The organism is Ruegeria sp. HKCCA5463 (genome assembly GCF_013034175.1).
In the GTDB taxonomy this organism is placed as follows: Bacteria; Pseudomonadota; Alphaproteobacteria; order Rhodobacterales; family Rhodobacteraceae; genus Ruegeria.
In genome coordinates this window covers 236,700-250,667 of the sequence record NZ_WQFL01000002.1, presented here as the reverse complement: position 1 = coordinate 250,667, position 13,968 = coordinate 236,700, and the positions used below count along the sequence as shown (strand labels likewise).

Sequence of the window (13,968 nt, the reverse complement as noted above, 5' to 3'; positions counted from 1 at the left end):
GGGCTGTCGCGGATGCGGGTCATCACCTCAGTTTCTGGAAATTGGGAAACAGCCCGCCGGGGACCACCTGGACCGCTCGCTTAGCAGTAAATCGCGTAGAGGAAATACAGAGAACAACCAGAGATTTGGCTGAGTTTCGTAAGGCCGCAGGTTCAGATACCTATGCCAATCAGACCGGATTGTTGAACAAGCTTGATGGGCGGGATGTGCTTTTGATCTGGATTGAAAGCTACGGTCGCGCGAGCTTCGACAACCCGCTGTACGCGCCAACGCATCTTGCAACGCTGCGGTCTGCTCAGGCGGAAATCGCGGGTTCGGGCCTTGCCATGAAAAGCGGTTGGCTGACCTCGCCAACGGCAGGCGGACAAAGCTGGTTGGCACATGGGACCCTGGGGTCCGGCTTGTGGACCGCCGATAACGGGCGCTATCAAGCGATGATCGACAGTGGGCGCAAATGGCTATCTCATATCGCGCAAGCGGCGGGGTATCGGACAGCCGCTGTCATGCCTGCAATCACAAAGGACTGGCCCGAGAGCCGAGCGATGGGGTTTGAGCTTGTTTTTGACAAGGCCACAATCCCCTATGCGGGCGAGAGTTTTCGCTGGGTCACGATGCCCGACCAATTCACCTTGGCTGCGTATCCCGATCTCTTGCCGCCGGACCCGAGACCTGATTTTGTCCAGATCGCCCTGATCTCTTCACATGCCCCTTGGACGCCAATCGCAGATGTAATCCCGTGGAAGGACGTAGGCGACGGCACCGTCTTCAATGAGATGGCCTTACGGGGACCGACACCTGAAGTGTTGTGGAAAGACCGGGATGCCGTGCGGGACGCGTATCGCAAATCGGTAGACTACGTTTTGCAAGTCGTCTTTTCTCATGTTCTTCAACTGGCCGACGATGCACCACTGGTCATTGTCGCAGGGGACCATCAAGCCGCTGGATTTGTATCAGGCAGTGACAGCAAGGATGTAGCTGTTCATATAATCGGACCCCCGCAAGTCTTGGATCACATCGAGCATTGGCGTTGGACCGAAGGGCTTGTCCCCGCATCCGACGTCCCTGTTCGCCGAATGGACAGTTTTAGGGACAACTTTATCGCGGCCTTTTCTGACAAGACCTCAACCGCAATGGTAACGCAATGAACCGGTATTGGGTCAGGTTGGTCGTATCGATCACGTTGATTATCGCGTTGCTTTGGTGGACGGATTTGGCGCCTGTCGCTGATCATCTGCGGATGCTTAGCCTGGAATGGGTAGGGCTTTCGATCCTTGCAACAACTGCCGCAACCTTCTCCATGGCATTCCGATGGCAACTTACAGCGCGCACGTTGGATATTCGGTTTGATTACTCTTTCGCCCTGCGCGAATACTATATCGCGCAGCTGGTGAATATGGTTCTGCCCGGCGGCGTTCCGGGGGATCTGACCCGTGCGGTTCGGGCGGGGAAGAAAGCAGACCTCAAACGCTCAGCTCAATCTGTGTTCGCGGAACGGCTGTTGGGGCAAATCGCGATCATGGCAGTCCTTTTTCTGGGCGTCTGTGCTGCGCTAATGTGGCCCGCAGGCTTCGATCATCCTGAACTGAGCATGACAGTTCTTGCTGTGTTGCTATGCGCTCTAGTCGTGGTGAGCCTTATATCACTTGCCCTTCCATCAATTGGGAGGTTCGTTGTCTTTTTGATCAGGTTACAACGTCGAACGGCCTTTGTTTTACTCGGCTTAGTCAGCTCTGCATGTCTGATACTGGGATTCTACGCGTCAGCAAGGGCTGTAGGGGTTGTCATACCATCAGGCGGCTTGCTTATCATTATTCCTCTGGTGTTGACCGCCATGCTGATCCCTATGTCGATTGGTGGTTGGGGTTGGAGGGAAGGAGCCGCTGCCGCCTTATTTCCAATAATCGGGCAGTCATCCAGTGCGGGCATTGCTTCGGGTGTCACTTATGGCGCCGTTATCCTGATCGCCGCGCTGCCAGCAGTTGCAATTCTGCTGTGGCCAAGATCGCTTGAACTGCAACTAACGACAGGGAGAAGAAATTCGCTATGAAACAGCCCGCCCACCTTACACGCCGTTTTTTTCTTCAAACCGGAGCAGCCGGTTTTGCCGCTTCTGCATATGGGTTGCCGGCACTAGCAGCTAACTTACAACCTTTGAATTTCCAGCTGTCGTGGCTGCATTCAGTGCAGTTTGGCGGAAGTTACATTGCGAAAAACAAAGGGTATTGGTCCGATCTGGGTTTGGATGTCTCACTCGCCCAAGGCGGTCCAAACGCGCCTGTCGAGCCGCCCGTGGTTTCAGGAACTGCTATGGTTGGGATATCAGCTGCGGACTATACCGCCGCCGCTGTGGCGCAGGGCGCGCCGTTCAAAATTATCGCTGTTGCAATGCAAAAGAATCCGTTCGCGATTGCATCGCTTGCGGCCAACCCGGTAAACGAACCCGCGGATCTGGTCGGCAAAAAGATCGGTATGGCCGTCGCGAATACGCCCGTCTTGCAAGCCTTATGCAAGTTGAACGGGATAGACATCGACCAAATTGAAATTATCCCCACTCAATATGACCCGGCACCGTTAGTCAGTGGCCAAGTGGATTGCCTGCTTTGCTGGGAAACAGATTTGCCCGTCGCCATGACTGTGCAGGGCGTCGACAACACCACAATGCTCATGGCTGACTACGGGTATGCCGTTCATTCTCAAACCTATATCGCCACCGAAGACTCTCTTGCTCAAAGGCGCGCAGAGCTTGTGTCTTTACTGAAAGGCGAAGTCATGGGGTGGAATGATTATCACAAAGACACCGACGCCGCCGCCCAGTTGACGCTGGAGATGTTCCCTGATGCAGGTCTGGATCTCGCCGCGCAAAAGCTGCAGGCCGCGCGCCAAGTGCCGCTGATGTTCTCAAACCTGACGGCCGAGTTCGGGTTCGGTTGGTTCACCGACGAGACTGTGGCGGCCAATGTCGAAACGCTCGCGCTGTTGGGTCGAAACGTTACTCCTGACCTTTGGGACAGGTCGCTGCTGGAAGAGGTGTATGGCTGACTCGAGGGCTGACGCGTGACCACGCCCGGAATCTCCTGCACCAACATCCGCAAGAGTTTTGATCGCACAGAGGCGGTGTCAGAGCTTTCGGTTGACTTTCGATCCGGTAAGACGACGGCGTTGGTTGGACCATCCGGCTGCGGGAAATCAACCGTTCTGCGAATGATAGCCGGGTTGGAAACACCCGACACGGGGCACATTACGATTGGCCGTGAAACACCAAAACAGGTCGCCCGTCGCGGGGGGCTTGCCATGGCATTTCAAGACGCATCGCTGCTGCCATGGCGAACCGTAAGATCCAACATCGCATTGGGTGCGGAACTCGCTCGCAAACCGGTGGATCGCGTAGATGACCTGATAAATCTTGTCGGGCTGGACGGGTTTGCCGAGCATCGGCCTGCAGAACTGTCAGGTGGTATGCGCCAACGCGCCGCAATCGCGCGCAGCCTTATTTCAGAGCCAGAGGTCCTGCTGTTGGACGAACCTTTTGGGGCCGTCGATGCGATCACGCGACGTCGATTGAATCAAGAACTCCCGCCGTTGTGGCGTGAGCGCCAAACGACAACACTTCTCGTTACGCATTCCGTGGAAGAGGCGGTTTTGCTTTCGGATCGCGTGATCGTGCTGTCACCTCGGCCTGCGCGTATCTTGGCCGATATACAGGTCGAAATTAACCGGAACTGCACAGTTTCCACTGCAACTTCACCAGACTTTCGCGCTTTTGTGACGCAAGTTCTGACCGCGTTGGAGGAGGCTGAGTAGGTGGAACCGGGACGTATCATGCTGGGCGTCTTGCTTATGCTTCTAATCTGGGAAGGCTTGGCGCACGTTCAGCCAAACAGCGTGTTGTTCAGTGGACCATTTGATATCGCGGAGTATATCAATGATCATTCTGGGCTACTTTTCAGGGCAGCGACCGAAACCTTAAGGAATGCCGCGCTCGGGTTCTTTTGGGGAAACCTTGCGGCGGTGGCCCTGGCCTGTTTCGTGATCTTGGTCCCGAAGTCAGAATGGGTAATATCGGCGCTCGCTCTTCTAGTGTTCTGCATTCCGCTGATCGCGAGCGGCCCGATTTTACGGGTCCTGTTCGGGCCCGGAGCTGGCCCACAGATCGCTTTGGCGGCACTGGCTGTTTACTACACCACATTCCTGGCCTTGGTTGTGGGTCTTCGGGCGATCTCGAAAAGCTGGACAGATTTGATGGCCGTTTACGGTCGGGGCCGCCTGTCGACCCTATTCGTTGTGCGATTCAGAGCCAGTTTGCCTTACCTTTTTGTGGGATTGCAGATCGCGGCGCCAGCTGCCTTTCTGGGTGCGATGATTGGAGAATTCACAGGCGCCGAGCGAGGATTAGGTGTTTTGACCTTGAGGGCCATGCGCGGTCTTCAAACGGATGCGACCTGGGCGCTGGCGGCTATTTCCGCATCACTGGCTATGCTCGGGTATGCATGCGTTGGCCTGCTCAAAAACAAACTGACACCACATGCACCGACAATCCTGCTGTCGACGCCCAGAGTTGGTCAAAAGCGCGCGCTCTCTACTCAAATACTTGGTATCGTTTTTCTGTCTGCCATGGTTTTGGTTCTGTGGCAGGGACTCATGGATTTATTTAACCTGAATTCGTTCTTCGCGAAGCGACCAGCAGATATTTGGACCTTCGTTTCCAACACAACGAACCTGAACACATTACTAACTGCGCTTGGCGAAACCCTGGCTTATGCGATACCCGGATATCTCGCCGGTTTGGCGCTTGGTGCGGGACTGGCCGTGATTTTAACGCTTTGGCCACCAGTGGAGCGGGCGATTATGCCGACCGCCATTACATTACGCGCCGTGCCGATCATCACAACTGCGCCCTTGCTGGTTCTGGCATTTGGGCGCGGCTTTACCGGGACCGTTGCAATTGTCGCTGTGATGGTTTTCTTCCCAACTCTTGTTGCCTGCCTGCAGGGATTGCGGCAGGCTCCGAAGCAAATCGTGGATCTTTTTGAAAGCTATGGTGCCGGTCGTTTGAAACTACTCCGATGCGCCCAAATCCCGGCCATGTTGCCCGCTTTATTCGCGTCTGCCCGCATGGCAGTGCCAGCCGCGCTATTGGCTGTCACTACAGCTGAGTGGCTGGCAACCGGGCGCGGCATAGGCGTGTTAATGGCACTGACCGCGAGTACATCAAACTACAATATGCTGTGGTCCTGCGTTGTCCTTTTGTGTCTTGCGGCAGTCACAGCATACGCTGGAGTTGCATGGTGCGAAAAGCGGGTTCTGCGCGTTTATGCGAGCGAGCAAGTGGTATGACAGAAGCTGTTTTTGCAATCCCTGGTGACAAAGACCGGCGCACCGGCGGATTCATCTACGAAGCCACTGTATTGCGGGTTCTTAACGAGATAGGTTGCAAGACCGAACACCTGAAACTACCGGGTCGATTTCCCGACCCAACGCAGGACGATATGGCAGTGGCACTGAACGCCCTGCGCGCCGTACCCGGAAAACGCCCGATTATCCTTGATGGATTGGTTTTTGGCTCCATCGATCCAGAGGGTTTGGCGCAGGTGAGCGCCCCTATAATAGCAATGATACACCACCCCCTTGGACTAGAAACTGGGTTGCCGACGGAACGGGCTAATTTTCTGCTCAAAAACGAAGCCGCAGCTCTTCAGCACGCAGCACATATTGTCGTTCCAAGTCCAGAAACTGCGCGCGTGCTGGTCAACCAATTGGCTGCAAAACCGGATCTAATAACTGTCGCACCCCCAGGTTTTGATCGTCCGGTTGTCTGTAAACAGCCGAAGCGTCCGCCTTTGATTTTGTCAGTTGGCCTGTTGGCCCGCCGCAAAGGGCATGACACTCTTCTAGGTGCGCTTGAGACAATCAGGGACTTGGAATGGCAGGCTGTTATCGTTGGCAAGGAGCACGACGATAACACTGCGGTTGAGCTTTACTGTCAGGCCAAGGCCCTCGGTCTAACTGAGCGCGTGACCTTCACGGGAGAGTTGGACCGAGCCCCGTTGAACGACTTGTTCAACTCGGCGACACTTTTCGCGCTTGCGACCCGGTACGAAGGCTACGGAATGGTTCTTAGCGAAGCAATGATGTTCGGACTTCCAATCGTTTCCTGCGACGTGGGTGCTGTCCCTGAAACAGTCGGTGACGCGGGGATTCTGTTGCCACCCGAGGACGCTCTGGCCTTTGGAGCTACTCTGCGTTTGCTTCTCAAAGACCAAGGAACGCGAGCACGCTTGGGAAGACTGTCAGACTTGAAGTCACAGTCTCTACCAACGTGGCGTGAAACCGCGGGAACATTCGCCTGCGTAATCAAATCACTCGCCGAGAAAACCAAATCATAGAGCTTTTTAGCAAGGGCTTCACCAAGATTTGTTTTTTGGCCACACAGTCTTAGCGGTCAGATCAACGGCAAAAGACGTGCTTAGCCGTAACGACCTGAAAGATTTCATCCAGCAAGGCATCGAAGCCTAGAAGCGCAAGAAAGCTGGTTTGTGTTGGACCGACTTCGCAGGGGTTCGCTGACGCATAGTGACTGTGCGTTCTCGCTAGTGGCGAGCACTTGCCCGACCTCCCATCTTTGGCCTGAAAGGAGACAACCGATGCTCGATACATATACCATTCGCCAAGACGACATGCCTCAAGAAATGCGGTTTCTCTTGGACCAATACCCCCGCGACAGTTGGGAAGCCCATCCAGGTTTCAAAGAGAAAACCGAGCATTGGCTCGGCGCGCATGAGATGTTCCGCCGTGTTGCGGAACGTATTCGCTTGGATACAGAAGGGGTTTTGAGCAACGATATAGGGTTGGACGACTACGTTGGGCGGCTGTCGTACTATGGCGGCAACCTGGTTGGAAACCTGCATGGCCATCACGGCTGGGAAGATCGCAGCTATTTCCCTGCACTATCTGCTGCGGACCCTCGTTTTGATGCGGGGCTTGAGTTGCTAGAACAGGATCACTTCGATCTGGATAAGGTGCTGAGTGACTTCACCGGCACTGCGAACCGTGTGATCAAGCTATCCGCACTTGATGAGGAGCAAGCTTACGACGAAGCCGGACAGCTCCATGCGACGAGCAACACGATTGAAGCGTTCCTTAAACGGCATCTCAGCGATGAAGAAGAATTGGCCGTGCCAATCATCTTGCATCACCGGCTCAGAGGATGATGCTGAAGTTATGGCCGACACGTCTACCGAAGTAGACCAAACTGATATCAACAAGCGCCGTGCACGGGGTGAATTCGTGCGCGGTGTCAGCGGCTTTCGCCACGCTATTGGCGATCCAGTGTTTCCAGCAGAACCTGTTCGCTATCTCCTATTCGTAGCACTGAATTGTCCGTGGTGTCACAGAGTGACGCTAGCGCGAAATGTGTTGGGCCTTCGAAACAGCATCACGATGGACGTTGCATTTCCAAACCGCACCGGCGACGACGATCCAGAGGCGCCAAACCTATGGGAGTTTGCGCCTGATCGGATTGCATCGCTCACTAGTGAGACTTTGCCAGAATGCACGAGTGAGACCGGCACCGGCAAAGGACTGCGCCTTGCCAAAGAGATCTATCGTGCCGAAGGCTCTGAAGAGTAATCCCTTCCAATCCTGTATGACAAGATTGCAGGGCGCATAGTTAACAACGAAAGCGCTGAAATTGTCCGAATGCTGGACGCATCAGAGGATTCTCTTGCAGCACAATCCCGGCAGCTGAACGCGTTAGGCTTTACCCAGACGAAGTGCCGATTCACCAAATTCACGACCTGAACGAACGGATTTATACAGCGATTAACAATGGTGCCTACAAGGCCGGGTTTTCCTCTGATCAAACGTTCTTTAAAACAGCCTTTGACGCCTATTTTGAGACACTCGAATATTTGGAGGAACATCTCTCAGATGGCAGGCCCTATTTGACAGGCAACCACTTTTCAGAAGTAGATCTTCGCCTGTTCCCAACTCTCTATCGTCACGATCCCGTCTACTATGTGCGAATGAAGCTTAATGGTGCGAGAATCCTAGATTACCCGTACTTGTGGCGGTGGCTGTGCCGTGTATACGCGTTGCCTGGAATTGCCGAGGCAGGTTCTCTTGTACACTGCCGCCAGGGCTATTTCGGACGCAGTTGGAATGTTGTGCCCAATGGGCCTTTCAAGCCAATGTCGTACCCAGAGGCCTATCGCCACCCTGACCTCGCAACACTGTAGGCCTCGTCAAATTGTATTTGGGAGGCCTAACTTCGAAACCAAACGTTTCTGTTTTGGACGACGGGAGCATTTTTCCTCCGCATTTCGTAACCTGTAAATGTTTAGTTGCAAATGTCCGGTTTGGGCTGCCACCGGCCAATCATGCTCGCCGCAGAAGACGTGTGCTCTGAGCTCAACTTGTGAATTCGAAATTCTCGTTGAGTGCACTCGCAACATCAAAATCGCCGCGGCCGCATCATTCATGTCTTCGTCACGCGGCTCGAAAGACTGCGAGCTTGTTTGCAGCAGCAGTAGTTCGAATGATGCCTATTTTTGCGAGTGCGGAACGTTTCGTTTGCCGAATTGTCGAAAGCGCATCATGATTAGAATTGCACGTGTCTACGACGAACATCTTGTTCTGCATTGCCTGACTCAACCAAAGGGCAGATCAACATTAAGTCGTAGCAAAGGACAAAATTCCTTTGGCCGGTACGGCATTGATCCCAGGAGAAAGCCCATGAAACGCCGCAATTTCATCAAGTTAAGTGCTGTCAGTTCTGTGGCGCTGTCCATGCCGGCTTATGTACGAGCACAGACGGAGCGTACAATCGTGTATCGTGGCGGCATAGTGCTTCCTGTAGATGCAGCCTTTTCGCAGCACACGGCGCTTGCCGTTCGCGGCAATCGCGTGCTCGGTGTCGGCTCGAACGACGACATGGCAGCGCTTGCAGGCAGTGGGGCCGAAACCATTGATCTTGATGGCCGCACGCTACTGCCCGGCTTCATAGAGCCTCACCTGCATCTGACGCTGCTTGCCGCGCTCTCCGACGCCGTCGACATCGGCCCATTTGTTTTCGCAACATTCGATGAAGCCGTTGCCGGATTGAGGCAAGCGATCTCGGATTTACCGGGGCCTGAAGCCTGGCTGGTCGGTCGACAGTTCGACCCGAGTCTCCTTGAACCCAGCCGTGATCTGACAACGCGGGAATTGGATGAACTCGCGCCGGACAGACCGGTCTTCATCCTAAACGCATCGGGTCACATCGCCTATGTAAACTCCATTGCCATGAATCTGGTCGGTTACACCAACGACTCCGAACCGCCAGCCGGAACCGAGTTTGGCCGGTATGACGACGGCTCGCTCAACGGTGTTCTATTCGGCCAAGCCGCCTTCCTGCCGATCCTGTTCATGAACGAGGACATCGCAAACATCATGGGTACGGGTTTTGGACCGGCTGTGTCGCGTGTCGGTGAAATGGTTGCTCCCCACGGTATTTCAACCATGACGGATATGGCGGCGGGGGTAGTGACTGGTCTCTCGGAGTTGGAGGCCATTCGCGGCCAATATGACGGTGGCGCAATGAAAGCGCGGGTCCGGTCCTTCATTTTTGATCTGGGGGCGATCAAGCTCGGCGACATCGATCCCAACTGGGGGAACGATTTCGTCCGGGCTTCAGGATGGAAGATCGTTTCCGATGGCTCCAATCAAGGCCTGACCGGCCGCCAGCGGGCTCCGTATTTTTCCGAACTTTCTCTCGGTCTTCACTATGTGGAACCGGAGGATCTGATGCTGCGCGTCAACGAGGTCGCGAGAGCGGGCTGGCAGCTTGCCATTCACGGAAATGGCGATGCCGCCATCGATTCCATACTAAACTCGGTAGAGTACACGACCCGCAACGGTCTCGACATGAAGAACAAGCGGACTCGAATAGAGCACGCTTCGATCATCCACGACGACCAGTTTGCGCGCATGGCCGAACTGGGCGTTCATCCCAGTTTCCTGATCAACCACGTCCACTACTGGGGCCACGCCATGCGTGACAATGTTTTCGGCCCCCGCAAGGTCGAGTTGCTGGACCGTTGTGCGGCAGCGGAAAACGCAGGTCTCACCTATACGATCCATACCGACGCGCCGGTCTCGCCGCTCGGGACCTTGCACAAGATCCGAGTCGCAATCGCCCGCGACCTGTGGAAGGAACCCGAGACGATCCTGGCTCCGCAAGAACGGGTGTCGGTGGAATCGGCCATCCGAGCGGTTACGGCCAATGCTGCCTGGCAATGCAATTCGGAGGATGTGATCGGTAGCCTGGAAGAAGGCAAGCTCGCGGATATGGTCATACTTGAGGAGGATCCTCGCGCGGTCGACCCGACGACCATATCCGACATCAAGGTCAGTGAAACTTGGATGGATGGGAACAAGGTCTATGAAGGGTAAGTTGGTTCGCGGCGTATCCGCATTTGGGTTGCTGCTCGCAAGCAGCGTGTCTGCGCAGGCGTGTGCCAGCGATTTAATGTTCACCTTTTTTCTCCACAAGAACCCCGAAGCTCAGAAAGCCAACACGGCCATCTTGGAAGCCGATGAAAACGGGATACTTGTGGGAGAGCAGTGGGAAAAGTCTGTGGGCCTTTCATTGCATGCCTGGCGTGCACAAAAGACTGAGTTTACTATCCGGGCGTTGCAGCACCGAATGAAAGCCGCGTCGAACTCGACCAGAGACATTGGTAACGCACATCTCTTCCTGATGAGAGAGTTCACTTGGCTTGATCTCACATCAGGTAACGACGGAATGACAGTGTCACGCACACGGCCGCGAGAAACTGCACGAATGTCCACTGGCGCAGTTGGCGACGCCCTCCTCATTTATACGACGCGCCGAGTGCTTGACACTCTTCTTGCGGGCGAGATGACGCTGGACGTAGCCATTGAGAAAGGCCTGATTACGTCAAACTGCGGGAGCCAATGCCCCGGCGACCCCTTTGGTGCATTGGCCGTAGCGATGGCAGAACCGCAGCAGAAGGCAGAGCTCGGCTTGGACTAGTCAGCTAGAAGATGTATCGGGTTCGCCGCAGCTGGCGCACTCCTTCAGAGATGCTTGTTTTCTGTCCCTTTGTTATATCGATATTTTGTAAGCATTTAGATTCTTCATCTAACGCAGAGTCTGGCACCTAATGTGTAATCGCTGTGGTGTTGAGCCAGAGGCGAACTGATGTCCACTGATTGGATAGCCTTGGACAACGCTATCGATTTGACTAGAACGAATGGCGGCTTTGTCCGCAAAGTGGCCGTTCATGCCAAGTGAAGCGAACGACTGCTCTGAGCCCAAAGCAGACCTTCAATTCCAAGCAAGGTGACTTCCGAAATGCTGACAAAGCTGTCGTTGGTTGTTTAGTTTTCGATCTCCGGATTCTACAGGGTGGTGCCCTTTGCAAAGATGCTCTGACACAACCTCTCAATCCGTAGTGTTTGGATTTGAAGCGACGGAAGGACAACTCTCAATCGCTTCGCAAATGCAGTCCACTGATCTAAGGTTATAGAAAAATCAACAGCCTCATGTGGTGTGACCATGAATCCCGAACAAATATTTGCCGTCCTGTCTGCTTTGCTTGGAGAGCCTTCTGATCCGACGGCTTTTGAAGCTCAATTCGTGGGTGGAGCCGACACGCGCTATCCGGTCGAAATCACTCCGTGCTCGCGCCCCGTGGTCCCTGATGAGATTGACGGAGAAACTGTAATCTGCGGTATCGTGGCAGTACCTGAGGACCACAGAGATGCTCAAAGCAGGACCCTGGACCTGAGCTTCATCGTTTTCAAGGCTCATTCGCTGGCACCCGTGGCAGACCCGGTTGTCTACCTTCACGGGGGACCGGGCGGCGGTTCAGTTGAATCTGTGCGCTCGCTCAGTCTGTTTTTTGACCATTTGCGGGGGCGAAGGGACGTCGTGGCGTTCGATCAACGCGGCGTCGATGCAAGTGCCCCGGATATGGATTGCTTCGGGACTCTGGCAAAAAATCTGGAGCCAATCGTCGATCAGTTGGGCGGGGCTGACCTACCTCAGCTGGAGACGGCACTTGTTCGCGACTGCATTTCGGAATTGACCGAACGAGGCTTCGATCTTCCGCAGTTCAACACGACCCAAAATGCTTTAGATGTGCGAGCTGTTATGTCGGCTCTTGGCTACGCTGAGTACAACATTTATGGCGTTTCATATGGCACCAAGCTCGCGCTAGAAGTCATGCGCTCTGCGCCAGCGGGTGTGCGTGCGGTCGTTTTAGACAGCGTCGCCCCACCCCAAATCGCGCTTTACGACACTCTGTTCGTCCCACACACCGAGGCCATTTTTAATACGTTTGCACCGTGTGAAGCGGATCCTGTCTGTGCGGAGGCGTATCCCGATATAACGCAGCGGTATTTTAACCTCCTTGAAGACTTAGAGGCACGTCCATTGGAGGCTGCGGGGATCGAGATATCCGGGCAAATGCTTTTCAGCATTTTTTCCGGCAGAAACGATTGGTCCGACCCAACGATCCGGGGCTTCACCACTTACGCGCCCGCACTGGTCAGAGAGCTTGAGGACGGAACGGTCGACCTCATCACACAAATCATCAACGGTGACCTTCCACCCCAGCCCTCCGCAGAAACGTTGTTGGCGGGTACGTTGGACCTGAGCGCCGATGAAAAGGCTCTGGCGCAAGCTGCAATCAACGCCATGTCGCAAATGGAAATTGCTTCCGACACTGCGTCCTCGGCTTTGGAGCAACTTGAAGCGGATCGCGACCGAGATCTCGAACCGGCCTCCTTGGGAGAGTTCTTTGACGATGCTCTTGAAGATGCTCTGGCCGGGTTGCCTGATCGAGCGGATCGTTTGGCGTTTGCGCAAGACTATCTAAACCTACGGTTTGAAACGCCGCGTGCTGGAGCGTTGCTGGACCTAGTCCGCGCCCATTTCAATGAAGCGACAGCAGGACGGTTGGCCTCATTGATCGCTTTGCTCGGCCCCGAAGATGTCGAGCGCGTTTTCAACTTGATCGCAACAGATAACGCAGCTTTGCAAACCATTATGGAGGGTGAATTCGAGCTATTGCTCTACGCTTGCCAGGAAGATTTTGTGGACGGTTTCAACTCAGCGGCGGGATTTGGCGCTTTGGTAGCAGAGTTGGGCTACGGTCCATTGATGACAGCGGCTCTAGCTGAAATTCCGAGCCTATTTGCAGATTGCAGTGAGTTCACACCAATACCTCGAGACAACTATCTTGAACCCGTGCTTTCCGACATCGCGGTACTGGTCCTGTCTGGTGAGATTGACACACAGACCGCATCTTCCTGGGGTGGGCTAGCGGCAGACACTTTGCACAACAGTCAGTCGTTCCTGTTCCCGGAAACAGGGCACGGGGCCCTTGTTTTCAGCCAATGCGCCCGCGATATTGGTGAAGCGTTTCTGGAAAACCCCGGGGCAGGCATCGATAGCACATGCGTCTCGGATCTAAGGCTACCGTATTTGATGCCGGACGGCAGCTTGCATAGTGTCGAGAATTGAAGACTGCGTAAGCAAATGGAGACTCCAATGAAGGCCCTGATCACAGCAACGATTTTGGCGGTTGGCTTTGCATCGTCTGCCCATGCATTTGATCGTCAAACGACTGACGCGCTTCAACTGTGCCACGACTATTTGTGGGATGTACCCAAATATGCTGACCTGCCAAACGCCGCGATTTCCGTATTTCCGGGCATTTTGAACGATCAAAGTATCGTCGTTTTCTGGAATGTGTATTGGGACGACCCAACAGTGCGCGCAGCTGGTAACTGCACGATCATTGACGGCGCGGTGAAGGGTTTTGAAGATTATCTGGCGCAGGAATAGGACAAGACCCTTGCCGTCTTTTGCAAAAACGTGGCGCGGGTCGGAGACTTTATGAAGCGGTCAGCGTTTCTCTGGCTAGCGGCTGCTCTTCTTATAGCGGCGGGCACGACCTGGCT

At 54.6% G+C, this 13,968-nt stretch carries 13 protein-coding genes; all 13 read left to right on the top strand.

Annotated elements, in window-relative coordinates; translation table 11 throughout:
• Positions 1-125 precede the first annotated feature (125 nt).
• Positions 126-1,145 carry a sulfatase-like hydrolase/transferase gene (locus GOW09_RS22530; protein WP_253284217.1) on the top strand — a complete coding sequence of 340 codons (1,020 nt, stop codon included), beginning with the start codon at positions 126-128 and terminating at the stop codon, positions 1,143-1,145.
• The gene (locus GOW09_RS07295) at positions 1,142-2,047 is read left to right on the top strand and encodes a lysylphosphatidylglycerol synthase transmembrane domain-containing protein (protein WP_171116968.1); all 906 of its coding nucleotides are present in this window, start codon (positions 1,142-1,144) and stop codon (positions 2,045-2,047) included. The genes GOW09_RS22530 and GOW09_RS07295 overlap by 4 nt, the downstream gene beginning before the upstream one ends.
• Positions 2,044-3,039, top strand: a complete 996-nt coding sequence (locus GOW09_RS07290) for an ABC transporter substrate-binding protein (protein WP_171116966.1) — start codon at positions 2,044-2,046, stop codon at positions 3,037-3,039. The genes GOW09_RS07295 and GOW09_RS07290 overlap by 4 nt, the downstream gene beginning before the upstream one ends.
• A gap of 15 nt (positions 3,040-3,054) precedes the next feature.
• Positions 3,055-3,801 carry an ABC transporter ATP-binding protein gene (locus tag GOW09_RS07285; RefSeq protein ID WP_171116964.1) on the top strand — a complete coding sequence of 249 codons (747 nt, stop codon included), beginning with the start codon at positions 3,055-3,057 and terminating at the stop codon, positions 3,799-3,801.
• Complete coding sequence (locus tag GOW09_RS07280) at positions 3,802-5,334, top strand: ABC transporter permease (RefSeq protein WP_371808029.1); 1,533 nt, start codon at positions 3,802-3,804, stop codon at positions 5,332-5,334.
• The gene (locus GOW09_RS07275) at positions 5,331-6,383 is read left to right on the top strand and encodes a glycosyltransferase family 4 protein (RefSeq protein WP_171116962.1); all 1,053 of its coding nucleotides are present in this window, start codon (positions 5,331-5,333) and stop codon (positions 6,381-6,383) included. The genes GOW09_RS07280 and GOW09_RS07275 overlap by 4 nt, the downstream gene beginning before the upstream one ends.
• 258 nt (positions 6,384-6,641) lie before the next feature.
• Positions 6,642-7,208 carry a hemerythrin domain-containing protein gene (locus tag GOW09_RS07270; RefSeq protein ID WP_171116960.1) on the top strand — a complete coding sequence of 189 codons (567 nt, stop codon included), beginning with the start codon at positions 6,642-6,644 and terminating at the stop codon, positions 7,206-7,208.
• A 10-nt stretch (positions 7,209-7,218) separates the two neighbouring features.
• Positions 7,219-7,626 (top strand): hypothetical protein, encoded by a 408-nt coding sequence (locus GOW09_RS22525; protein ID WP_253283814.1) that lies wholly within the window; start codon positions 7,219-7,221, stop codon positions 7,624-7,626.
• Positions 7,627-7,769: 143 nt separating this feature from the next.
• Positions 7,770-8,234 (top strand): glutathione S-transferase family protein, encoded by a 465-nt coding sequence (locus GOW09_RS22520; RefSeq protein ID WP_371807927.1) that lies wholly within the window; start codon positions 7,770-7,772, stop codon positions 8,232-8,234.
• A 496-nt stretch (positions 8,235-8,730) separates the two neighbouring features.
• The gene (locus tag GOW09_RS07260) at positions 8,731-10,428 is read left to right on the top strand and encodes an amidohydrolase (RefSeq protein WP_171116958.1); all 1,698 of its coding nucleotides are present in this window, start codon (positions 8,731-8,733) and stop codon (positions 10,426-10,428) included.
• Positions 10,418-11,032, top strand: a complete 615-nt coding sequence (locus GOW09_RS07255; RefSeq protein WP_171116956.1) for a hypothetical protein — start codon at positions 10,418-10,420, stop codon at positions 11,030-11,032. Before GOW09_RS07260 ends, GOW09_RS07255 begins: the two co-directional genes overlap by 11 nt.
• A 525-nt stretch (positions 11,033-11,557) precedes the next feature.
• A complete protein-coding gene (locus GOW09_RS07250) occupies positions 11,558-13,528 on the top strand; it encodes an alpha/beta hydrolase (RefSeq protein WP_171116954.1) in 1,971 nt (656 codons plus the stop codon).
• A gap of 27 nt (positions 13,529-13,555) precedes the next feature.
• Positions 13,556-13,852: a hypothetical protein gene (locus tag GOW09_RS07245; protein WP_170660744.1), complete on the top strand. Its 297-nt coding sequence runs from the start codon at positions 13,556-13,558 to the stop codon at positions 13,850-13,852.
• Positions 13,853-13,968: the final 116 nt, after the last annotated feature.

Coding starts and splice junctions, on each gene's coding strand:
- GOW09_RS07295 (WP_171116968.1), top strand. CDS start 1,142: ATGAACCGGTATTGGGTCAGGTTGGTCGTATCGATCACGTTGATTATC.
- GOW09_RS07290 (WP_171116966.1), top strand. CDS start 2,044: ATGAAACAGCCCGCCCACCTTACACGCCGTTTTTTTCTTCAAACCGGA.
- GOW09_RS07275 (WP_171116962.1), top strand. CDS start 5,331: ATGACAGAAGCTGTTTTTGCAATCCCTGGTGACAAAGACCGGCGCACC.
- GOW09_RS07270 (WP_171116960.1), top strand. CDS start 6,642: ATGCTCGATACATATACCATTCGCCAAGACGACATGCCTCAAGAAATG.
- GOW09_RS22525 (WP_253283814.1), top strand. CDS start 7,219: ATGGCCGACACGTCTACCGAAGTAGACCAAACTGATATCAACAAGCGC.
- GOW09_RS07260 (WP_171116958.1), top strand. CDS start 8,731: ATGAAACGCCGCAATTTCATCAAGTTAAGTGCTGTCAGTTCTGTGGCG.
- GOW09_RS07255 (WP_171116956.1), top strand. CDS start 10,418: ATGAAGGGTAAGTTGGTTCGCGGCGTATCCGCATTTGGGTTGCTGCTC.
- GOW09_RS07250 (WP_171116954.1), top strand. CDS start 11,558: ATGAATCCCGAACAAATATTTGCCGTCCTGTCTGCTTTGCTTGGAGAG.
- GOW09_RS07245 (WP_170660744.1), top strand. CDS start 13,556: ATGAAGGCCCTGATCACAGCAACGATTTTGGCGGTTGGCTTTGCATCG.